Raw genomic sequence first — 21,703 nt, 5'->3', positions numbered from 1 at the left:
GAACAACCAGCAACATGATCCGGCACCCGGAACGCGAGCCGAACCCCTTCGCCGGTGCGTGAGGCCGGCCTCGAAACGCGCGGCGGGCCGTCAGGCGCCGTGAGGCGTCGGTCGATGCCCCTGTGAATCGTACTCGTTGGTGAAATTAAATAACCTCGGGACATCATAGCCGTAGCTGAATATTCTCCATAGCCATATCTCCTTATGAATGGCACCGGTACGGAGAGTCACGATGGAGCGAAGACAATTCCTGCGCGGTACCGGCGCGGCGATCGGCGGCTCGCTCGTCGCCGGCTGCGTCGGGGGCGGGAGCGAATCGGGGACGGTGACGGTCGACTACGCGTACTACAACCCGGTCAGTCTCGTGTTGCGCGAGAAGGGCTGGCTCGGGGAGGCGTTCGCCGACACCGGCACCGACGTCGAGTGGGTGTTGAGCCTCGGGAGCAACCAGGCGAACGAGTACGCGCAGAGCGGGGAGGCCGACGTCTCCTCGACCGCCGGTATCGCGGCGCTGATGGCCCGCACGAACGGCGTCCCGATCACGACGCCGTACGTCTACTCGGAGCCGGAGTGGACGGCCCTCGTCACCTTCGAGGAGACCGGGATCGAGTCGGTCGCGGACCTCGAGGGGAAGCGGGTCGCCGCGACCCGCGGGACCGACCCGTACTTCTTCCTGCTTCAGGCGCTGGGCGACGCCGGGCTGAGTGAGGACGACGTCGAGGTCGTCAACCTCCAGCACCCGGAGGGACAGTCCGCGCTGGTCCGCGGCGACGTCGACGCGTGGGCCGGGCTCGACCCGCACATGGCCGAGCTGGAGCTCGAGCACGACGGGGCAGAGCTGTTCTTCCGCGAGCCGCGGTACAACACCTACGGGTTCCTGAACTTCCTCGACGGGTTCCTCGCGGACCGCACCGAGGACGCGACGCGCGTCCTCGAGGCGTACGAGCGCGGCCGCGAGTGGGCGATCGAGAACCCCGAAGAAACCGCGGGGATCCTCGCCGACGCCTCCGAGATGTCGGCGCCGGTCGCGGAGCGCGTGTTCACCCAGCGGAACGACCTCTCCGAGCCGATCCCCGGCGAGCCGCACCGCGAACTCCTCTCCGACCTCTCGCCGATCCTCGAACGCGAGGGCCTCGTGACTGACGACGCCGACCCCGCCGGTAACGTCGACGAGCTGATCGACACCGAGTTCGCGAGCGAGGTCGTCTGAGATGGCCGCCGACACCCGCCGGGAGTCGGACGTCTCCCGCGACTCCGACTCCGGCCGCGGGTCGGCGGCCGACGGGTCGACCCGCGGCGCCGAGTCTCACGGCCTCGGGCCGGTTCCCCTCCCCGCCGCGAGGCGGTTCCGCCCCCTGCTCGGGCTGCTCGTCCCCGCCGCGCTCGTCGGCGTCTGGCACCTCTCCGTCGCGACCGGCGTCTTCCCGGCGTATCAGCTGCCGACGCCGCTGCGGGTGGCCGAGACGCTGTACGGGCTGGCCGCCTCCGGCGAGCTGTGGGGGCACGTCGCGATCACGGTCCAGCGCGTCGTCCTCGGCGCCGGCCTCGGGATCGTCGTCGGCATCCTGTTCGGGACCGCGACCGGGCTCTCGCGGACGGCGAGCGACCTGCTCGACCCCCTGCTCCAGAGCCTGAAGAACATCCCGTCGCTGGCGTGGGTGCCGCTGTTCCTGCTCTGGTTCGGCATCGGCGAGACCGCGAAGGTGCTGCTCATCGCCGTCGGCGCGTTCTTCCCGGTGTACCTCAACCTCTCGACGGGGATCGCGGCGGTCGACGAGGAGCTGTTGGAGGTCGCCGAGGTGTACGACCTCGGGCGCGTCGAGTCGCTGCGCCGGGTCGTGTTCCCGGCCGCGCTCCCCGACCTGCTCGTCGGGATCCGCGGCGGCGTCGGACTGGCGTGGATGTTCGTGGTCGCCGCCGAGCTGATCGCGGCGAGCCAGGGGGTCGGGTTCCTGCTCAGCGACGGGCGGACCCTCGCGCGGCCCGACATCATCGTGGGGTCGATCCTGCTTTTCGCCTTCCTCGGCAACTGCTCGGACCTCGCGGTGAAGGAGGTGAGAGACCGTGTCGTCGGACGGTGACGCGAACGTCCCACCGGCGGCCGCTGACGCGGACGGCGCGTCCGCCGAAGCGGACCCCGTCCTCGCGGTCGACGGCCTCCGGAAGCGGTACGACGACACGGTCGCGCTCGACGGCGTCGACCTCGCGGTCGCGGACGGCGAGTTCGTCGCCGTCGTCGGCCCGTCGGGCTGCGGGAAGTCGACGCTGCTGCGCGTGCTCTCGGGGCTCGAAGCGGAGTTCGGCGGGCGCGTCGCGGTCGACGGGACCGACGTCCGCGACGGCGGCAGCGACGCCGTCGGGATGGTGTTCCAGGAGCCGCGGCTGCTCGACTGGGCGGACCTGCGCGAGAACGTCGCGGTCGGGCTCCCGGGCGACGTCGACCCGGACGCTCCGGCGGCCCGGGAGCGCGTCGGCGACCTGATCGAGACGGTCGGGCTCGACGGGTTCGCCGACAGCCATCCGGACGAGCTCTCCGGCGGGATGGCACAGCGCGTCGCGCTCGCGCGAGGGCTGGCGTACGACCCCTCGGTACTGCTGCTCGACGAGCCGTTCTCGGCGCTCGATCGGCTGACTAAGGCGGACCAGCAGGACCACCTGCTCGACGTGTGGGAGGCGCGCGGGACCACGGTCGTCCTCGTCACCCACGACGTCGAGGAGGCCGTCTACCTCGCTGACCGCGTCGTCGTGCTCGGTGGGCAGCCGGGCACGGTGGAGGCGGTCGTCGACGTCGATGTCGACCGTCCCCGCGAGCGGGCGGCCCCGGACTTGGTCGCGCTCCGGCGCGAGGTGACGGCGGCGCTCGGGCGGTAGCGACGTCCGCGCTCCGACAGTGCGGATGGCTGGCACGCATCGCGCGCCGGCCGCAGTCCGAACGAAACGAACGTCGATCTGGCTTATTAATCGAGTTCCGGATCGGAATACGCGCCGGATCACTGGTGTGTGTATAACCTCTTTAAGGTGTATTGACACGGCCGCAGTCGTGCGATTTCTTGTTCGAATCGCGCGTCGGCCCGAACTGCCGGTCCGCATCGATTTTGCGATCGTCCAAACCGTTAAGTACCCGACCGTCTTGTCGTGAACCGATGACAGACATCACGGAGGCTTCGTCGGACACCCCGGCGGATCGAGTTCTTCCAGGGCACGATAGCTTCTAACGTCGATATAGGTCCTGTCAGGATCTTCGACACGACCCTGCGAGACGGAGAACAGTCACCACGTACGTCGTTCAGCTACGATGAGAAACGCCGCATAGCGGCGACGCTGGACGACATGAACACCCACGTCATCGAGGCGGGGTTCCCGGTCAACTCGGACGCGGAGTTCGAGGCCGTCAGCGACATCGCCGCCGCGACGGACACCACCGTCTGCGGGCTGGCGCGGGTGGTTGAGGGCGACATCGACGCCGCGATCGACTCCGGCGTCGAGATGGTCCACGTGTTCGTCTCCACCAGCGACGTTCAGCTGGAGGACTCGATGCACGCGACCCGCGAGGAGGCGAAACAGCGCGCGGTCGACGCCGTCGAGCAGGTGAAAGACGCCGGCGTCGAGTGCATGTTCTCGCCGATGGACGCCACCCGGACGGACCCGGACTACCTGATCGACATCGTCGAGGCCGTCTCCGACGCCGGCACCGACTGGATCAACATCCCCGACACCTGCGGCGTGGGGATGCCGACCAGCTTCGGCGAGACGGTCAACGCCGTCGTGGAGGCGACCGACGCCCGCGTCGACGTCCACACCCACGACGACTTCGGCATGGCCGCGGCGAACGCGGTCATGGGCTTCGAGAACGGCGCTGAGCAGGCGCAGGTGTCGGTCAACGGGATCGGCGAGCGCGCCGGCAACGCCGCCTACGAGGAGGTCGTCATGGCGGTCGAGTCGGTGTACGGCGTCGACACCGGCATCGACACGACCCAGATCACCAAGCTGGCCCGGATCGTCGAGGAGGCCTCGGACATCCCGGTGCCAGCGAACAAGCCCGTCACCGGGCGGAACGCGTTCGCCCACGAGTCGGGCATCCACGCCGCCGGCGTCATCGAGAACAGCGACACGTTCGAGACCGGCGTGATGACCCCGGAGATGGTGGGCGCCGAGCGCGAGTTCGTGCTGGGCAAACACACCGGCACGCACAGCGTGCGCAAGCACCTGGTGGAGGCCGGCTTCGACCCGACGGACAGCGAGGTCCGGAAGATCACGAAGCGGGTCAAGGAGTACGGCGCCGGCAAGCGGCAGGTGACCGCCGGCGACGTCGAGCGGTTCGCCGAGGAGGCGGGCGTCGCGCGCGAGGAGGAGGTCCGGGTCTGATGGCCTCCTCCCCGACCGGATCGCACCCCGAGCGACCGCGTTCGCGGTCGCGGGAGCACTCTGACCGGGGGCCGCGTCGAGGCCGCAGCGCCCGTCGCCGCGCGCCGCGCCGCGTTGCCCGACAGGAATTTATACCCCGGTCGCGTTGCTCCGGGCGAGATGCGACGGCACACCACGGCCGCGGCGCGCGCGAGCGTCCCGGGAGCCGTCGCGCCGATCATTGTAGGGGTATAACCCCCTACACCACCCTTTCCTCACCGACGCGACGCACCGCCGAACGCCGGCGGCCGGGCCGTTCCCCACGCGTGGAGCGTTCGCCCGTTCGTCCCGCGTTCGCAGCGACCGACACGACAACCCGCCAGATGCCACACCGCACACCACCACGACAATGAGCGACACAGCAGCACAGCCGCGATCCGACGGCGACGAGTCCGACGACTCGTCGGCCGCGACGGACGAGCCGACCGACCCGGACGAGGGACAGACCGCGGGCGCCGTCTCGACCGGCGCCGAGTCGGTCGTCGCCGCCCTCGAGGCCGCGGGCGCGAAGACCGCCTTCGGCGTTCAGGGCGGCGCGATCATGCCCGTCTACGACGCCTTGTACGACTCCTCGATCCGGCACGTGACGATGGCCCACGAGCAGGGCGCCGCCCACGCCGCCGACGCGTACGGCGTCGTCGCCGGCGAGCCGGGGCTCTGTATGGCCACCTCCGGCCCGGGCGCGACGAACCTCGTCACCGGAATCGCCGACGCCGACATGGACTCGGACGCCATGCTGGCGCTGACCGGCCAGGTCCCGACCGAGTTCGTCGGCAACGACGCGTTCCAGGAGACCGACACGGTCGGCGTCACCCGCCCCATCACGAAGCACAACTACTTCGCGGGCGGCGCGGACACCGTCGGCGACACCGTCGGCGAGGCGTTCGAGCTGTCGCGGGCGGGGCGACCCGGCCCGACGCTCGTCGACCTCCCGAAAGACGTCACACAGGACGAGACGGACCGGACCCCCGGGCCGGCGACGCCGCCCGCGGGCACCGACCCCGACCCGAACGCCGACCCGGACGCGGTCGAGGAGGCGGCGCGCGCCATCGAGTCGGCCGAGCGGCCCGTCTGCCTGTTCGGCGGCGGCGTCATCAAGGCCGACGCGAGCGCCGAGGCGCGGACGTTCGCCCGGAGCTACGGGATCCCGGTGACGACGACGATGCCGGGCATCGGCTCGTTCCCCGAGGACGACGACCTCTGCCTCTCGTGGGCGGGGATGCACGGTACCGGCTACGCGAACCTCGCGATCACCCACACCGACTGCCTGATCGCGGTCGGCACGCGGTTCGACGACCGGCTCACCGGCGGGATCGACACGTTCGCGCCCGAGGCCGAGGTGATCCACGTCGACATCGACCCCGCGGAGATCTCGAAGAACGTCCACGCCGACTACCCGCTCATCGGCGACGCCGGGCGCGTGCTGGACCAGCTGACCGCGGCGGTCCGCGAGGCGCCCGACACCGAGGCGTGGCGCGACCGCTGTGCCGAGTGGCGGGAGACGTACCCGCTCACGTACGCGACGCCCGACGACGAGCCGCTGAAGCCGCAGTTCGTCGTCGAGGCGTTCGACGAGGCGACCGACGACGACACCGTCGTCACGACCGGCGTCGGCCAACACCAGATGTGGGCCTCGCAGTTCTGGACGTACACGGAGCCCCGGACGTGGGTCTCCTCGCACGGCCTCGGCACGATGGGGTACGGCGTGCCCGCAGCGGTCGGCGCGCGCGTCGCGGCCGACACGATGGGTGAAGAGGACCGCGACGTGGTGTGTTTCGACGGCGACGGCTCCTTCCTGATGACGATGCAGGAGCTGTCGGTCGCGGTCCGCGAGGAGCTGGACGTCACCATCGCCGTGCTCAACAACGAGTACATCGGGATGGTGCGCCAGTGGCAGGACGCCTTCTACGAGGGGCGCCACATGGCCTCCGACTACACGTGGATGCCCGAGTTCGACAAGCTCGCGGAGGCGTTCGGCGCGCTCGGCCTGCGCGTCGACGACTACGACGAGGTCGCGCCCGCGGTCGAGGAGGCGCTCGACTACGACGGGCCGGCCGTGGTCGACTTCCACGTCGACCCCGAGGAGAACGTCCTGCCGATGGTGCCGAGCGGCGGCGCGAACGGGAAGTTCGCGGCCGCGGAGGACCAGCTATGAGCGGCGACGCCTCGGACGACGCGGCCGCCGCGGACGACTCGCGCGTGACCCCCGACGCCGACTCACGGCCGCTCCCGGGCGAACAGCCCGGGCCGGACGAGCGCGACCACCCCGAGGGCCGCCGGAACCTCGAGGGGATCCGGATCGACCCCGTGGTCGAGGCCGAGCACGAGTCGCGGCGCGCGGTCATCTCGGCGCTCGTCGAGGACGAGCCCGGCGTGCTCGCGCGCGTCTCCGGGCTCGTCTCCCGCCGCCAGTTCAACATCGAGAGCCTCACGGTCGGCCCGACGACCGTCGACGGCCACTCGCGGATCACGATGGTGGTCGAGGAGACGGACCCGGGCATCGACCAGATCGAAAAGCAGATGGCGAAGCTGAAGCCGGTGATCTCGGTCGGCGAGGTCGCCGGCGACGCGGTCACCTCCGAGCTCGTCTTACTGAAGGTCGAGGCCGACGACCCCGCCGCGGTCCACGCCGTCTCCGAGATGTACGACGGCCGGACGGTCGACGCCGGCCCGGAGACGATCACCGTCGAGCTCACCGGCGACAAGGCGAGCATCGACAACGCGATCGGCGCCTTCGACCGGTTCGGCATCGTCGAGATCGCGCGGACCGGGCCGACCGCCCTCGCGCGCGGCGACACCCCCACGGCGCCAGGAGAGAAACCCGGAACGGCCGGCGAACCGACGACGCACGACGACTGACACGCGGACACACAGAAACCCTACACCATACACATGACCGAAGACGACACGCAGACGTTCAATTCGACGGTATACTACGACGACGACGCGGACGAGGAGGCGATCGCCCACAAGACGGTGGCCGTCCTCGGCTACGGCTCGCAGGGCCACGCGCACGCGCAGAACCTCTCCGAGAGCGGGGTCGACGTGATCGTCGGCCTCCGCGAGGACAGTTCCTCCCGGAGCGCCGCCGAGAGCGACGGGCTCCGCGTGGAGACCCCCGCGGACGCGGCCGCCGAGGCCGACGTGGTGAGCGTCCTCGTCCCCGACACCGTCCAGCCGGACGTGTACGAGAACGCGATCGAACCCAATCTCGACGCGGGCGACACGCTGCAGTTCGCCCACGGGTTCAACATCCACTACAACCAGATCCAGCCGCCCGAGGACGTGGACGTGACGATGGTCGCGCCGAAGTCGCCGGGCCACCTCGTCCGCCGGAACTACGAGAACGACCAGGGGACGCCCGGCCTGCTCGCGGTGTACCAGGACGCGACCGGCGACGCCCACGACGAGGGGCTCGCGTACGCGGCCGCGATCGGCTGTACCCGCGCCGGCGTCGTCGAGACGTCGTTCCGCGAGGAGACGGAGACCGACCTGTTCGGCGAGCAGGCCGTCCTCTGTGGCGGCGTCACCTCGCTCGTGAAGCAGGGGTACGAGACGCTGGTCGACGCCGGCTACTCCCCGGAGATGGCGTACTTCGAGTGTCTCAACGAGCTGAAGCTCATCGTCGACCTGATGTACGAGGGCGGGCTCGGCGAGATGTGGGACTCCGTCTCGGACACCGCCGAGTTCGGCGGGCTCACGCAGGGCGACGTCGTCGTCGACGAGCACGCCCGCGAGAACATGGAGGAAGTGCTCGAGAAGGTCCAGAACGGCCAGTTCGCCCGGGAGTGGATCGCGGAGAACCAGGCGGGACGCCCCTCCTACACCCAGCTCCGGAACGCCGAGAAGAACCACGAGATCGAGGCCGTCGGCGACGAGCTGCGCGGGCTGTTCGCGTGGGAGGAGTCGGGAGACGAGGAAGAGGAGGAGAGCGCCGAGGTGACCGCCTGATGGGCGTAGGCGGCGGCGCGAACCGAACCGACGAGACCGCTCGGTCTGCGTGCTACGCGGGTGAGTCCCGATGAGCGAGGGGACCCTGTACGACAAGGTGTGGGACCGCCACAAGGTGACGCGGCTGCCCACCGGACAGGACCAGCTGTTCGTCGGGCTCCATCTCGTCCACGAGGTGACCAGCCCGCAGGCGTTCGGCATGCTGAAAGAGCGCGGACAGGAGGTCGCGTTCCCGGAGCGCACCCACGCGACGGTCGACCACATCGTGCCAACGGGCAACCGCGACCGGCCCTACCGCGACGAGGCCGCCGAGAGCATGATGGCGGAGCTGGAAGCGAACGTCCGCGGCTCGGGCATCGACTTCTCCGACCCGGACTCCGGCGATCAGGGGATCGTCCACGTCATCGGGCCGGAACAGGGGCTCACCCAGCCGGGCATGACGATCGTCTGCGGCGACTCGCACACGTCGACGCACGGCGCGTTCGGCGCGCTGGCGTTCGGCATCGGTACCTCGCAGATCCGCGACGTGCTGGCGACGGGCTGTGTCGCCATGGAGAAACAGAAGGTCCGCAAAATCGAGGTCACGGGCGAGCTCGGCGAGGGCGTCACCGCGAAGGACATCATCCTCACGATCATCGGGAAGCTCGGGACCGACGGCGGCGTCGGCTACGTCTACGAGTACGCCGGCGAGGCCATCGAGGATCTCGGGATGGAGGGGCGGATGTCCATCTGTAACATGTCGATCGAGGGCGGCGCCCGCGCGGGGTACGTCAACCCCGACGAGACCACCTACGAGTGGCTGAAGGAGACGGACGCGTTCGCGGATAGCCCGGACGAGTTCGAGCGGCTGAAACCATACTGGGAGTCGATCCGGACCGACGACGACGCCGAGTACGACGACGTGGTCACCATCGACGGTTCGGCTATCGAGCCGACCGTCACGTGGGGGACCACGCCCGGACAGACCGCGGGCATCACGGAGCCGATTCCGGACCCCGACGACCTGCCCGAGGAGGACCGCGACACGGCGCGGCGCGCGCAGAAGCACATGCGCGTCGAGCCCGGCGACACGATGGAGGGGTACGACATCGACGTGGCGTTCCTCGGCTCGTGTACCAACGCGCGGCTGAAGGACCTCCGCGAGGCCGCGGCGTTCGTCGAGGGACGCGAGGTCGACGACGACGTGCGCGCGATGGTCGTCCCCGGCAGCCAGCGTGTCCGCGACGCCGCCGAAGCCGAGGGCCTCGACGAGGTCTTCACCGAGGCCGGCTTCGACTGGCGCGAGCCCGGCTGTTCGATGTGTCTCGGCATGAACGACGACCAGCTGGAGGGCGACGAGGCGAGCGCCTCCTCGTCGAACCGGAACTTCGTCGGCCGGCAGGGCTCGAAGGACGGGCGCACCGTGCTGATGAGTCCGATCATGGTCGCGGCCGCGGCGGTGACCGGCGAGGTCACCGACGTTCGCGAGATGGAGGAGGTGGCGACCGTATGAGCTCGCCCGAGTTCAGCGACGGCGAGGCGCCGGCGGAGAAGGTCACCGAGGTCACCGGCACCGGGATTCCGGTCCGGGGCAACGACATCGACACCGACCAGATCATCCCGGCGCGGTTCATGAAGGTCGTCACCTTCGACGGGCTGGGCCAGTTCTCCTTCTTCGACCAGCGGTTCGACGACGAGGACAACGAGAAGGACCACCCGTTCAACGAGGAGAAGTACAAAGGCGCGAACGTGTTGGTCGTCAACGCCAACTTCGGCTGCGGCTCCTCCCGTGAGCACGCCCCGCAGGCGCTGATGCGGTGGGGGATCGACGCGGTCGTCGGCGAGTCGTTCGCGGAGATCTTCGCGGGCAACTGCCTCGCGCTCGGGGTTCCGACGGTCACGGCCGACCAGGCCGACATCGAGGCGCTACAGGACTACGTCGAGGCCAACCCCGACGCCGAGATCGACATCGACGTGGCCGAGGAGACGGTCACCTACGGCGACACCGTGATCGACGCGGAGGTTCACGACGCGCAGCGGAAGGCGCTCGTCGAGGGCGTCTGGGACACCACGGCGCTGATGGGCGCGAACGCCGGCGCGGTCCGCGAGACCGCCCGGTCGCTGCCGTACGTTCCTGACGAGGACATCCCGGGGGACGACGCGTGAGCCACGAGGTCGTCGTCATCGAGGGCGACGGGATCGGCCGCGAGGTCGTCCCCGCCGCCGTCGAGGTGCTGGAGGCGCTTCCCGTCGACTTCGAGTTCGTCGAGGCGGACGCGGGCGACGCGACGAAGGAGGCGACCGGCGAGGCGCTCCCGGCGGAGACGTACGATCTCGCGGCCGACGCGGACGCGACGCTGTTCGGCGCGGCCGGCGAGACCGCCGCCGACGTCATCCTCCCGCTGCGCGAGGCGGTCGACTCGTTCGTCAACGTCCGGCCCGCGAGGGCGTACCCCGGCGTCGACGCGCTCCGGCCGGAGACGGACGTGGTCTTCCTCCGCGAGAACACCGAGGGCGTCTACGCCGGCCACGAGGACCGCCTGTCGGACGACCTCTCGACGCTGACCCGGGTCGTCACCTCGTCGGCCTCGCGCGAGCTGGCCGAGTACGCCTGCGAGTTCGTCGCGGACGGGCGCGGTCCCGCGGGCGACCCCGACGAGGGGTTCACCGTCGCGCACAAGGCGAACGTGATGCGCGAGACGGACGGTCGGTTCCGCGAGGAGGTGCTCGCGGTCGCCGAGGAGCGCGGCGTCGACGCCGACGAGGAGCTGATGGACGCGTTCGCGACGAAGCTCCCGCTCGACCCGACGCAGTACGGCGTGATCGTCTGCCCGAACCTCGCGGGCGACGTGCTCTCCGACCTGGCAGCCGGGCTGGTCGGCGGGCTCGGCCTGCTCCCGTCGGCGAACGTCGGCCACGACAACGCGCTGTTCGAGCCGGTCCACGGCACGGCGCCCGACATCGCGGGCGAGGGGGCCGCGAACCCGACGGCCGCGATCCTCTCGGCGGCCATGCTGCTGGAGTACCTCGGCCACGTCGAGGAGGGCCAGCGGGTGCGCGACGCGGTCGAGGGCGTGCTCTCCGACGGTCCGCGCACCGGCGACCTCGGCGGCTCGGCGACGACCGACGAGGTCACCGCGGCGATCGTCGACCGGCTGTAAGGCGCGTCTCGCCGCCGGTCGGCCAGCCGGAAGCGGCTCCGCCGACCGCGGGCGAACCACAAGACAAGAAACCCTGCGGCCCCTCCGCTCGGATATGAGCAACTACGAAGTCGCGATGGAAGCAGCCTGGTTGGTCCGTGACGTCGAGGAGACCGACGACGCCATCGGCGTCGCGGTCAGCGAGGCCGGCAAGCGACTCAACGAGACGGACAAGCAGTACGTCGAGGTCGAGCCCGGCGTCACCGGCTGTCCGGCCTGCGGCGAGCCGTTCGACGCCGCGTTCCTCGCGGCGAACACGGCGCTGGTCGGACTCCTCCTCGAGATCGACGTCTTCAACGCCGACAGCGAGGAGCACGCAGAGCGGATCGCGAAAAGCGAGGTCGGCGGCGCGCTCCGCGACGTCCCCCTCGAAGTCATCGACGTCTTCGAGACCGAGGCCGACGAGGACGAGGAGGAAGCGGCGCGATAGACGCGACTCGACGGCGAGAGTTGGCTCGGTGCCGAAAGCTTTTCTAATAACCTTAAGTAATTAGTCGGCATGGAACTGCCGACGCCACAGGACCTCCGCGAGCGCCGGACCGGACTGGAGCTGACCCAGAGCGAACTCGCCGACGCCGCGGACGTCTCGCAGCCCCTCATCGCGCGGATCGAAGGCGGCGACGTCGATCCCCGGCTCTCGACGCTCCGTCGTATCGTCAACGCCCTCCAAGAGGCCGAAGGCGAGGTCGTGCGCGCGACCGACCTGATGAACGAGACCGTCATCAGCGTCGCACCGGACGACGCCGTGAGCGGGGCGGTCGAGCTGATGGAGGCGGAGGCGTACTCGCAGCTCCCGGTCCTCCAGAACGGCGTGCCGGTCGGCTCGATCAGCCAGGGCGACGTCGTCCACGCCGGCGAGAACGTCGGCGACCACCCGGTCAGCGAGGTGATGAGCGAGTCGTTCCCGACGGTCGCGCCGTCTGCGACCGTCGACGAGGTCCGGAACCTGCTGGACCACTACAAGGCCGTGATGGTCACCGACGGCGGCGAGACGGTCGGGATCATCACGGAGGCAGACATCGCGGCGCAGCTGTCGTAGCGCTCCGCGCGCGCCGACCGCAGCGGACTGCGGCCTACTCCTCCCGTCGCTCCGAGAGGCGCTCCCAGATCTCCGTACAGCCCGCGCCGTCCGCCACGTCGTCGAGGTGGTTCGTATCGCCGTCGCTCACGTCGCCGTCCCCGCTCTCGCCGGCCGACTCCTCGTCGTCGCTCATCAACTGAACGGAGGTCGACGGCGCGGATAAGGGGCCACTCGACGGCACGTCACGCCGGGTCTCCCCGGTGACCGCGATTCTCTCCGCTACCCCGGAGACGGCGGCTTACAGTTCCAGTCCGCGGACCGCGACGGTCGCTTCGTCCTCGTCGCCGGCTTCGTCACTCGCCTCGGCGGCCTCGACGCGGCCGATCACGCGCCCGTCGGTCGCGTCGGCTAGGGCGTCCGCGTCGTCGGGGTCGAGGGCGGCCACGAAGCCGGTCCCCATGTTGAACGTGCGGTACATCTCCTCGTCGGAGACGTTCCCTTCCGACCGAACGAACTCGAAGACCGGCTGCGGCTCGAACGCGTCGTCGATGGCGTAGCGGACGCCGCCGAGGCGTTCGAGGTTCGTCCAGCCGCCGCCCGTCACGTGGGCCGCGCCGCGGACGCCGTGGGCGCGCATCGGGTCGAGCAGGTCGGTGTATATCGCGGTCGGTTCGAGCAGCGCGTCGCCGAGCGTCTCGTAGTCGCCGAACGGGCACGGATCGGTGTAGGCGTGGTCGCGCGTGACGGCCTCTCGGGCCAGCGTGAGCCCGTTCGAGTGGATCCCCGACGAGCGCCAGCCGACCAGGGCGTCGCCCGGCTCGGCCCGCCCGTCGAACACGCCGTCCTTCGCGGCGAGGCCCGCGCACGTGCCGGCCAGGTCGAGCCCGCGGACCACCTCCGGCATCACCGCGGTCTCGCCCCCGACGAGTTCCATGTCGGCGAGTTCGGCGCCGCGGGCGAGCCCCTCGCCGACCTGCTCGGCGAACCGCTCGTCCGGCTCGTCGACCGCGAGGTAGTCGACGAAGGCGACGGGCCGGACGCCGGCCGCGACGAGGTCGTTGACGTTCATCGCGATGCAGTCGATGCCGACCGTCGAGTAGTCGCCGAGCGCCTCCGCGACCAGCAGCTTCGTCCCGACGCCGTCCGTCGCGAGCGCGAGGTAGCGGTCCCCGATGTCGAGCAGGCCGGCGTACTCGCTCCCGGAACCCTCCGCCTCGGTGTCAGCCCCGACCGCGCCGATCAGGGCCGCGGTCGCGGCCTCGCTCGCGTCGATGTCGACGCCCGCGTCCGCGTAAGTGAGCTCGTCGCCGTCGTCCGGTCCCCCGTCGTCGCCCGCCGATCCGCCGTCGCCGCCGTTGCCCTCGGTCATGTGTGAGGGGGCACGCCCGCGGAGCAAAAACGCACCGTTCCGCCGGGCGGCGAGCGGTTGCCGGAGAGAACGGCGGGCGATCAGAACGGCCCGCCGAACCCGAGCCCGACGACGAAGACGAGCCCGAAGGCGAGCAGCACCGACGGGACGAAGACGGCCGCCCAGACCGGCTTGCTCCACCCCATCACCGTCTTCCCGTCGAGCGGACCGTACGGGACGAGGTTGAACGCCGCGAGGAACGCGTTGATCGCGATGCCGCGCGCGCCGAGGATGACGACGATCTCGCTGCCGAGGATTCCGCCGAGCGCGTACAGCGGGAAGAAGAGGACCATCAGCCCGAGGTTCACGACGGGGCCGGCCAGCGCGATGTGGCCGTGTTCGCGGGGGGTCAGCCGCCCGCGGTGATGGACGGCGCCGGGCGCGGCGAAGATGAATCCGAGGAGCGAGCTCATTACGGCCAAAAACAGCATGCTGTTGTCCGCGCGGAACTCCGCCACCTGGTCGTAGTGGACCGCGACGACCTTGTGCGCCACCTCGTGGAGCAGGAAGGCGACCCCCGCGGTCGAGAGGGCGACGAACAGCGGCGGGACCACGCCCGCCGCGAGTATCCGGCCGATGCCGCCCGACCCGCCGACGAAGAACAACATAAATGCCACGCCGAGCGCGAGCCACGCGACGAGCAGGTCGCGGAGCTCGGTCCCGCTGAAGTAGAGGCCCGCGATCCGCCGCCCGGAGACCGCGCTGCCGCCGCTCATGCGATCCCCCCCACGGCGCCGCGCACGAGGTCGGCGCCGTTGAGCGCGCCCTCGACGAGCAGCCGCCCGACGTCCTCGACGCCGCCGACCTCGGCGCCGAACATCGCCGGGATGACGTACGCCGCGAAGAGGAAGCTCGCGACGATGCTCCCGACGTTCGTCATCGCGACGACGACGATGAGCCGGAACAGCGGCACGTCCAGCATCGCGGAGACCAGCTCGGTCGCGGAGCGCGTCTCGTCGGCGAGCAGGTCGTTTAGCGCGCCGATGTCGGCGACGTTGACGGTCAGGCTGCGGAGCTCGACGTAGCCGGTGAACCAGCCGGGCGCGAGCAGCGGGTTGATCGAGGTCAGCCACGCCACGGCGCCGCCGACGCCGGCCGAGAGCCAGCGCGCGCCGGCGACCTTCGCGAAGGCGAACGCGAAGACGCCGTTGATCAGGAACCACGCGCCGAACAGGCGGAGCAGGAACGCGTTCCCGGCGCCGCCCAGCGCCAGCAGCAGGAAGAAGCCGACGAAGCCGACCGTGATCGCGTAGCCGACCGCCTTCTTCCACGGGAGCCCCCGTCCCGACTCCTGCCCGACCAGATCTTCCATCGGCGGGAGCGTCGCGGGGTCCCTGAGATACCCCTCGATCCCCGCGCGGTGGCCGGCGCCGACGACGGCGACCACGTCGTGGCCGGCCTCGCGGAGCGCGACGAGCCGGTGGGCGATGAACGCGTCGCGCTCGTCGATGAGCGCCTCCGCGCCGCCCGGGGAGAACTGCCGGAACTCCTCCATCATCATCGTCACCACGTCGGTGTCGGTGAGGTCGGCCTCGTCGAGCTCCTCGATCCCGCCGGCCTCGGCGTCGACGTCGCCGCCGGCGAACGCGCCGACCGCGAGCGCGAGGACGGCGCCGACGACCAAGCCGAGGCCGATGCCGATCCCGAAGCCGCCGATCGCCGTCACGGGGAACCCGCCGAGATACGTCGAGACGATCCCGTTCGCAACGCCCGTCACGCCGGCGGCGACGCCGGCGGCCAGCCCGGTGCCGACCGCGGCGTAGAGCCGCTGGTCCGGCGAGAGCGCGAGCGTGCCGACCTGATCGACGGCGATGCCGACGACGAGCGCGACGAGGACGCCCGCGGCGACGCTCGTCAGCACGGCCTGCGTGATCCCGACGGCGCCGCCGAAGAGGCCGATCGCCGGGCCGGCGAGGAGGCCGACGAGGAGCCCGCCGATCACGCCGGCGACGCGCGGGTCGCTGACGCCGAACGCGAGCCCGCCGACGAGCCGGAGCTTTTCGGTAACCGTCATCCGGGCCCAGAAGCGCTGGATCGTGGTCTGGATGTCGCGGTCGACCAGGGCCACGTCGATGCCGAGCGACTCGGCGACGTCGACGGCGGCCTTCATGTCCGCGCCGGGCTCGATGTCGAACCGCTCGCCCAGCTGCGTCTGGACGTACGAGAGCATCCAGTACGCGAGGAACTGGAACACGGTGTTCCCCCTGAGCAGGTCGCCGGCGTCGAGGTCGTCCGGGGTCTCGCCGTTGAGCTGGCGGTAGCGCCCCTCGTCGAGCTCGACGGCGACGACGTCTGGGCGCTCCCGGTCTATCGTCTCCTCGACCTCGTCGACGGAGCGCTCCGAGACGTGGGCGGTCCCGACGACCGTGACGCTCCCCTCGCCCGCAGCGTCGCCGCGCGGCTCCGCGTCGAGGTCGCCGCCGTCGGCCCGCGGGGATCGGTCGGTCGACGGGGGCGCCTCCTCGCTCCCCCGTGACGGCTGTGTCATCACCCGTCGTACTCGGTCACCGCGTTTAGGGTTTGTGAGTCGGTCGCTGGCTTCGGGACGCGCCCCGACGGTCCGCGCGTTCCCGACGATCCAACAAATTTGTATTCTCACGCGTCTCACGTGTTCGCATGTCCCGGCTGTTGCCCTCCCTGCCGGACGCGACCCCCGAGGAGCGCGAGCCGCGGGTCGTCGGCGTCGACGACGACGAGGCCGACGACCTCATCGCCGCCCTCGGCTCCGAGACGGCGCGGGCCATCCTCTCGACGCTCCACGACCGCCCGGCGACGAAGTCCGAGCTCGCCGACGAGGTCGACACCTCGCTCCAGAACGTCCAGTACCACCTCTCGCGGCTCGACGAGGCCGACCTCGTCGACGTCGTCGACACCGCCTACTCCGAGAAGGGCCGCGAGATGGACGTGTACGCCGCCGCGGACGAACCGCTCGTGCTGTTCTCGGGCGGCTCCGAGGAGTCGACCGGGATCAAGACCGCGCTGATGCGCCTGCTCGGCGGCTACGGGATCATCGGACTCGCCGCGCTCGCGGCCCAGCGGCTCCTCGCGGTCGGCTCGCTCGGCGGCGCGGGGTTCACCGCCCGCTCCGGCGGCGGCGACGCGGGCACCGCCACGGCCGACGGCGGGGACGGCGGCGGGCCGACGATAGAGAGCGTGCCGGACCAGAACACCGCCGCCGAGGGCACCGACGGGGCGATCGAACTCGTCGGCGACCCGCTCGCCGAGTACGCCGTCTCGCTCGTCGAGCCGGGCGTCGTCTTCTTCGTCGGCGCCGCGGTCGTGTTCACGCTCGCGTGGGCGTACTGGTACCGCGCCTCGAACTGACGAGATCGGGGACGCCCGGCGGTCGCGCGTGGGACAGCTATTCAAGCGGCCGCCACCACGTTCGCGTATGGAACACGAAGCCGAGGTCGTCGGGGTCGGCGCGGGCTCGGCGCCGAGCGGCGACGTCCCGGCGGTGATCCTCTCCGCGCGCGGCGAGTACGTCCCCATATTCGTCAGCGGGGACCAAGCCCGCTCGATCGGATTGGCGCTGGAGGGCGAACCGTTCGACCGACCGCTCACGCACGACCTGCTCGTCGACATCCTCACGGAGTTCGGCGGCGCCATCGACCGGGTTCGGGTCGACGACCTCCACGACGGCACCTTCTACGCGAAGGTCGACGCCGAGCGCTACGACGACGGCGAGCCGGAGCGGTTCGTCTTCGACGCCCGCCCCTCGGACGCCCTCGCGCTCGCGGTGCGCGTCGACTGTCCGATCGTCGTGACCGACGAGGTGATAGACGAGGCGGGCCGGCCGCGGGACTCGCTCCGATTCGGCGACGACGACCCCTCCGAGGACCCCTCTGGGGAGCGCTGAGGGGGCGCTCCGGCGCCGGCTTCGCTTTCCGCCCGGCCGCCGGCGAAGCCGGCCGTTCAAGTCGCCGGCCCTCACACGAGGGGCATGGACGAGACGGCCACGCTCGCCTCCTCGCACACCGAGATGACGGAGATGCTGCTCCCGAACGACACGAACAACCTCGGCCGCGCGCTCGGGGGCGCCGTGTTGCACTGGATGGACATCTGCGGCGCCATCGCGGGCATGCGCTTCGCGAACCGGCAGGTGGTCACCGCCTCGATGGACCACGTCGACTTCATCGCGCCCATCGAGATGGGCGAGGTCGCCATCATCGAGGGGTACGTGTTCAACACCGGCCGGACGAGCGTCGACGTGAAGGTCGACGTGCGCGCGGAGAACCCCCGAACGGACGAGACGCGCCGGACGACCACCTCCTACTTCACGTTCGTCGCGCTCGACGACGACGGCCGCCCGACGCCGGTCCCCGACCTGGAGTGTCCGACCGAGGACGAGGAAGCACTCCGCGAGGACGCCATGAGCGGCCGCGAGGAACAGCTGCGACAGGTCGTCGAGCGCTACGACCTCTGACGGGGACTCACTCCGCCGAACCCGAGACGACCTCGACGGTCGCGTCCGGGTCGTCGGTCTCGGCGACCGCCGCCTCGTGCGCCGCCAGCGCGCGCTCCGCGAGGGCGTCGAGCGCGCCGCCGGCGTCGCCGCCGCGCTCTCGCGCGCGCTCGCCATCATCTCCGCCTGCGAGGTGACTCGGACAGCCGCAGTCTGAGGCGCCGAACCCGTCGACCGGGCCGGCCGGGAGGCGCTCGGCGACCGCGCACTCGACGTCGACGCCGACGCTGCGCACGACGCGGTCGATCCGCGCCGCCGGGTGGCCGAGCAGGTAGTCGACGTGCCAGTGTCGGGTGTCGTTATCCCCGCGGGCGGTCCGCCGGTGTCTGTCGACCCGCGAGAACCCTCCTGCGCCGAGCGCGCTCCCCGTGTACGCGTACGCGCCGGCCGGGAGGCTATGCTCGCCGAGCGCGCCCGCCGACACCGTCGCGTCGTCCGCGAGGGCGACGACGAGCGTGTAGCTGCCGCCAGCGGCGTCGCTCATCGGTCGACCACCGCCGGAGCGGCGTTCGCGACCGCGCTCACGACAGCGCGGCCGGCGCCTCGTCGGCGGCCGCCCGGAGCGGTCCGACCAGATCGTTCGCCTCGTCGCCGAGTCGGTAGGTGTCGTGGAAGTCGGCCGGGTCGCGGTCGCGGCCGGAGAGCGTCCCGACGACGTCCGCGATGCGGTCGTAGTTGTCCCGGACGAGCCCGCCGACGATCCCGGGGGTTCCCGCGCGCTCCGCAAGCTCCTCGGCCGCCGACCGGCCGGCGTACACCCGGCGCTTCGCGGGGTCGACGAACACCATCGCGAACGGCCGGGAGCCGAACTGCGCGTCGAGGAACGGCCCGACGGGGTCGGCCTCCCACGGGACCGCGACGACGCCGTCGAGCCGGCGGAGCGCCACCGCCGCGACCGAGCAGTACGGGCAGTCGCCGTCGAAGATCAACACCGGCGCGTCCGCGCCGTCCGGGTCGGTAGGCATGTGAGAAGATAGGGTCTCGACCGGCTTAAGCGGCCGGACGGGCGAACTCGTTCGGGTGAAGCCCGGGCGGCTTCGGGCGCCGCGACGCGTCGAACCCGCTCAGTGCGAGTGGCCGAGCGCCTCTTCGAGCGGCTGCCCGAAGCGCTCCTCGAACAGCTCCGCGGCAGTCTCCTCCATCTCCGCGATGTCCTCGGGCACGTCGCCCTCGCTGTGGTGGACGATGACGTGCGCCTGCTGGGCCATCGCCTGGACGATCACGTCGGAGACGACGGCGGTCGCGGGCTCGCCCTGCTCGCTGAGCACGTCGACGAGGCCGGCGGGCAGTTCGAACGACTCTTCGTCACCGTCGGGGCCGGTGACCGTGTAGGTCTCGGTGTCTCCCATACACGTGGGTCGCGGCCGCGACATAAGGGTCTGTGGAAACCGGACGCGACCCGCGCACGACCGTCGCTCGCGGGGCGAGAACCGGGTCGGCCGAGCTCACCCGTGCGTCGAAATCGCCGTCGCGGCGGAGCCGGAGCCGACGACGCTCGCGAGGTACACCGCGATGGCCGTGACGACGATCGACCCCCCGGACGGGAGGCCGAACCCGATCGAGACGGCGAAGCCGCCGAGCACCGACAGCTGGCCGAAGATCACGCCGAGGTACATCGTCTCGCGGAAGCTCCGGGCGACCTGCGAGGCGGCCGCGACGGGGACGACCAACATCGCGGCGACGAGGATGACGCCGAGCACCTGCATCGCGCCGACGACGACGACCGCGGTCAACACCACGAGCAGGGTGTTGTAGCCGGTGACGTTCAGCTGCGCGACCCGCGCGGCCTGCTCGTCGAAGGTGATGAAGAGGAGCTGCTTGTACGTCATCGCCACGCCGGCGACGACGATCAAAGAGAGCGCGCCCATCAGCCGCGCGCCCTCCGGCGTGACCACCGCGAGGTTCCCGAACAGGAATCCCTCGACGTTGACCCCGGTGAGCCCGTCGCCGTAGCTGATGATCAGCGTGCCGACCGCGAAGCTCCCGCTGAGCATGATCGCGATGGGCACGTCGCCGTAGGCGTCGGTGCGCTCGGTGAGCCACTGGACCGCGAGCGCGCCGAGGATACCCACCGCGAGCGCGACGAGCAGCAGCGACCCGTTCCACCCGGTCGAGGAGGTGAGGAGGATGCCGACGGCGACGCCGGCGAACGCGGTGTGCGCGAGCGTCTCGCCGATCAGCGCCATCTCGCGGTGGACGAGGAAGGAGCCGACGAGCGGGGCGACCACCCCGACGAGCACGCCGACCGCCATCGACTGCCACATGATCGGGTGCCGGAACACGTTCGTGCCGAACGCGGCGTCCATCGCGCGGCCGAGCGAGCGGAACGCGGCGTAGAGGTCGCTCGCGACCGGGAGGTCCTGCGCCCAGTACAGCAGGAGGAACCCGAGCATGCCGACCGCGACGACGCCGGTGATCCCGATCCCGACGAGCTCCGCGGTCCGCCGGGGCCCCCGGTCGGGTCGGAGACGCTCCCGGTCGTCAGCAGGCGTTTCCCCGCTCATCAGTGGTGGTGGTGGACGACTTGTCCCGTCGTCCCGTACGCCTCGGCGAGGGCGTCGCTCTCGACGAACGACTCGGTGTCTCCGTGGTGGTACAGCTCGGTGTTGATACAGGCGATGCGGTCGGCGCGGTCGGTGACGACGCCGATGTCGTGCTCGATGAGGATGACCGTGATCCCCTCGTCGTTGAGGTCGTCGAGGAGGGCGTAAAAGGCGTCGCGCGACTCGGCGTCGACGCCGACCGTCGGCTCGTCGAGCGCGAGCAGGTCAGCGTCGCTCGCGAGGGCGCGAGCGATGTACGCCCGCTGTTTCTGCCCGCCGGATAGCTCCGAGACGAGCCGGTCGGTCAGGTCGCCGATCCCGACCGTCTCGATCGCGTCCGCGACGGCGGCGCGGTCGGCTTCGGAGAGGCGGCCCCGCCCGGCGTGCGCGAACCGGCCCATGGTGACGCACTCGCGGACGGTGACCGGCATCGCGCCGCCCCGGCTCGTCGCCTTCTGGGAGACGTAGCCGATCCGCCCGCCGTCGTCGAACTCCTCGATCGGTCGCCCGAACAGCTCGACCGACCCCTCGTCCGCCTCGTGGAGGCCGAGCATGAGGTGGAGGAGGGTGGTCTTCCCGGAGCCGTTCGGGCCGACGAGCCCGAGGAAGTCCCCCGCCTCGACGGTGAGGGAGACGTCTCTCACGGCCACGGTGTCGCCGTAGGCGAACGTCACGCCGTCGAGGTCGACGATTGCGCTCACTGCGTGTCTCCCATCTGGGTCGGCCGCACGT

The 21,703-nt window shown here is 70.9% G+C and carries 24 protein-coding genes; 15 read left to right on the top strand and 9 right to left on the bottom strand.

Going from position 1 to position 21,703, the window contains the following annotated elements; all coding sequences use genetic code 11:
- The first annotated feature begins 232 nt into the window (after positions 1 to 232).
- The 12 genes from C470_RS03300 to C470_RS03245 all read left to right on the top strand — a co-directional run bounded on the left by C470_RS03300 (position 233) and on the right by C470_RS03245 (position 12,573).
- Entirely contained in the window at positions 233 to 1,210 is a 978-nt protein-coding gene (locus C470_RS03300) for a substrate-binding domain-containing protein (RefSeq protein WP_008365265.1), read from the top strand.
- Between the two features lies 1 nt (position 1,211).
- Positions 1,212 to 2,081, top strand: a complete 870-nt coding sequence (locus C470_RS03295; RefSeq protein WP_007344484.1) for an ABC transporter permease — start codon at positions 1,212 to 1,214, stop codon at positions 2,079 to 2,081.
- Entirely contained in the window at positions 2,065 to 2,871 is an 807-nt protein-coding gene (locus C470_RS03290) for an ABC transporter ATP-binding protein (RefSeq protein WP_008365253.1), read from the top strand. Before C470_RS03295 ends, C470_RS03290 begins: the two co-directional genes overlap by 17 nt.
- A 312-nt stretch (positions 2,872 to 3,183) precedes the next feature.
- Positions 3,184 to 4,365 carry a LeuA family protein gene (locus C470_RS03285; RefSeq protein WP_449271927.1) on the top strand — a complete coding sequence of 394 codons (1,182 nt, stop codon included), beginning with the start codon at positions 3,184 to 3,186 and terminating at the stop codon, positions 4,363 to 4,365.
- Between the two features lie 388 nt (positions 4,366 to 4,753).
- Positions 4,754 to 6,559, top strand: a complete 1,806-nt coding sequence (gene ilvB, locus C470_RS03280; protein ID WP_008365251.1) for a biosynthetic-type acetolactate synthase large subunit — start codon at positions 4,754 to 4,756, stop codon at positions 6,557 to 6,559.
- Entirely contained in the window at positions 6,556 to 7,263 is a 708-nt protein-coding gene (gene ilvN / locus C470_RS03275) for an acetolactate synthase small subunit (RefSeq protein WP_008365250.1), read from the top strand. Before ilvB ends, ilvN begins: the two co-directional genes overlap by 4 nt.
- Before the next feature lie 33 nt (positions 7,264 to 7,296).
- Complete coding sequence (gene ilvC / locus C470_RS03270; RefSeq protein ID WP_008365249.1) at positions 7,297 to 8,355, top strand: ketol-acid reductoisomerase; 1,059 nt, start codon at positions 7,297 to 7,299, stop codon at positions 8,353 to 8,355.
- Between the two features lie 70 nt (positions 8,356 to 8,425).
- Positions 8,426 to 9,847 carry a 3-isopropylmalate dehydratase large subunit gene (leuC, locus tag C470_RS03265; RefSeq protein ID WP_007344478.1) on the top strand — a complete coding sequence of 474 codons (1,422 nt, stop codon included), beginning with the start codon at positions 8,426 to 8,428 and terminating at the stop codon, positions 9,845 to 9,847.
- Complete coding sequence (leuD, locus tag C470_RS03260) at positions 9,844 to 10,500, top strand: 3-isopropylmalate dehydratase small subunit (RefSeq protein WP_004596284.1); 657 nt, start codon at positions 9,844 to 9,846, stop codon at positions 10,498 to 10,500. The genes leuC and leuD overlap by 4 nt, the downstream gene beginning before the upstream one ends.
- On the top strand, positions 10,497 to 11,495 hold the full coding sequence (locus C470_RS03255; protein ID WP_008365248.1) for an isocitrate/isopropylmalate family dehydrogenase: 999 nt from the start codon (positions 10,497 to 10,499) through the stop codon (positions 11,493 to 11,495). The genes leuD and C470_RS03255 overlap by 4 nt, the downstream gene beginning before the upstream one ends.
- A gap of 94 nt (positions 11,496 to 11,589) precedes the next feature.
- On the top strand, positions 11,590 to 11,964 hold the full coding sequence (locus C470_RS03250) for a DUF555 domain-containing protein (RefSeq protein ID WP_004596280.1): 375 nt from the start codon (positions 11,590 to 11,592) through the stop codon (positions 11,962 to 11,964).
- A 69-nt stretch (positions 11,965 to 12,033) separates the two neighbouring features.
- Positions 12,034 to 12,573, top strand: a complete 540-nt coding sequence (locus C470_RS03245; protein WP_004596278.1) for a CBS domain-containing protein — start codon at positions 12,034 to 12,036, stop codon at positions 12,571 to 12,573.
- 34 nt (positions 12,574 to 12,607) lie between these two features.
- Here C470_RS03245 and C470_RS15995 read toward each other — a convergent pair whose 3' ends face one another.
- From C470_RS15995 to C470_RS03230, 4 genes are all read right to left on the bottom strand, one after another.
- Complete coding sequence (locus C470_RS15995) at positions 12,608 to 12,748, bottom strand: hypothetical protein (protein ID WP_007344477.1); 141 nt, start codon at positions 12,746 to 12,748, stop codon at positions 12,608 to 12,610.
- Between the two features lie 105 nt (positions 12,749 to 12,853).
- On the bottom strand, positions 12,854 to 13,924 hold the full coding sequence (gene purM, locus C470_RS03240; protein ID WP_008365247.1) for a phosphoribosylformylglycinamidine cyclo-ligase: 1,071 nt from the start codon (positions 13,922 to 13,924) through the stop codon (positions 12,854 to 12,856).
- 80 nt (positions 13,925 to 14,004) lie between these two features.
- Positions 14,005 to 14,679 carry a peptidase M50 gene (locus tag C470_RS03235; protein ID WP_008365246.1) on the bottom strand — a complete coding sequence of 225 codons (675 nt, stop codon included), beginning with the start codon at positions 14,677 to 14,679 and terminating at the stop codon, positions 14,005 to 14,007.
- The gene (locus C470_RS03230; RefSeq protein WP_008365243.1) at positions 14,676 to 16,451 is read right to left on the bottom strand and encodes a TraB/GumN family protein; all 1,776 of its coding nucleotides are present in this window, start codon (positions 16,449 to 16,451) and stop codon (positions 14,676 to 14,678) included. Before C470_RS03230 ends, C470_RS03235 begins: the two co-directional genes overlap by 4 nt.
- Positions 16,452 to 16,579: 128 nt before the next feature.
- On the opposite strand from C470_RS03230, the gene C470_RS03225 reads away from it, so the two are divergent.
- The 3 genes from C470_RS03225 (at position 16,580) to C470_RS03215 (ending at position 18,389) form a co-directional block, all read left to right on the top strand.
- Entirely contained in the window at positions 16,580 to 17,287 is a 708-nt protein-coding gene (locus tag C470_RS03225; protein ID WP_008365242.1) for an ArsR/SmtB family transcription factor, read from the top strand.
- Between the two features lie 67 nt (positions 17,288 to 17,354).
- Positions 17,355 to 17,822 (top strand): bifunctional nuclease family protein, encoded by a 468-nt coding sequence (locus C470_RS03220; RefSeq protein WP_004596266.1) that lies wholly within the window; start codon positions 17,355 to 17,357, stop codon positions 17,820 to 17,822.
- Positions 17,823 to 17,906: 84 nt separating this feature from the next.
- Positions 17,907 to 18,389, top strand: a complete 483-nt coding sequence (locus C470_RS03215) for an acyl-CoA thioesterase (RefSeq protein WP_004596264.1) — start codon at positions 17,907 to 17,909, stop codon at positions 18,387 to 18,389.
- Between the two features lie 7 nt (positions 18,390 to 18,396).
- Here the strand turns inward: C470_RS03215 and C470_RS03210 are convergent, their stop codons facing one another.
- The 5 genes from C470_RS03210 to C470_RS03190 all read right to left on the bottom strand — a co-directional run bounded on the left by C470_RS03210 (position 18,397) and on the right by C470_RS03190 (position 21,672).
- Positions 18,397 to 18,912 (bottom strand): GIY-YIG nuclease family protein, encoded by a 516-nt coding sequence (locus C470_RS03210; RefSeq protein WP_007993784.1) that lies wholly within the window; start codon positions 18,910 to 18,912, stop codon positions 18,397 to 18,399.
- Positions 18,913 to 18,949: 37 nt separating this feature from the next.
- Positions 18,950 to 19,393 carry a hypothetical protein gene (locus tag C470_RS03205; protein ID WP_004596261.1) on the bottom strand — a complete coding sequence of 148 codons (444 nt, stop codon included), beginning with the start codon at positions 19,391 to 19,393 and terminating at the stop codon, positions 18,950 to 18,952.
- A 99-nt stretch (positions 19,394 to 19,492) separates the two neighbouring features.
- On the bottom strand, positions 19,493 to 19,777 hold the full coding sequence (locus C470_RS03200; RefSeq protein ID WP_004596259.1) for a DUF7545 family protein: 285 nt from the start codon (positions 19,775 to 19,777) through the stop codon (positions 19,493 to 19,495).
- Between the two features lie 96 nt (positions 19,778 to 19,873).
- Complete coding sequence (locus C470_RS03195; RefSeq protein ID WP_008365241.1) at positions 19,874 to 20,932, bottom strand: metal ABC transporter permease; 1,059 nt, start codon at positions 20,930 to 20,932, stop codon at positions 19,874 to 19,876.
- Positions 20,932 to 21,672 carry a metal ABC transporter ATP-binding protein gene (locus C470_RS03190; RefSeq protein ID WP_004596255.1) on the bottom strand — a complete coding sequence of 247 codons (741 nt, stop codon included), beginning with the start codon at positions 21,670 to 21,672 and terminating at the stop codon, positions 20,932 to 20,934. Before C470_RS03190 ends, C470_RS03195 begins: the two co-directional genes overlap by 1 nt.
- Positions 21,673 to 21,703: the final 31 nt, after the last annotated feature.

The sequence above is a fragment of the Halorubrum distributum JCM 13561 genome (assembly GCF_000337395.1).
Classification (GTDB): Archaea; Halobacteriota; Halobacteria; order Halobacteriales; family Haloferacaceae; genus Halorubrum; species Halorubrum distributum.
This window is presented reverse-complemented; position numbering and strand designations above follow the sequence as displayed.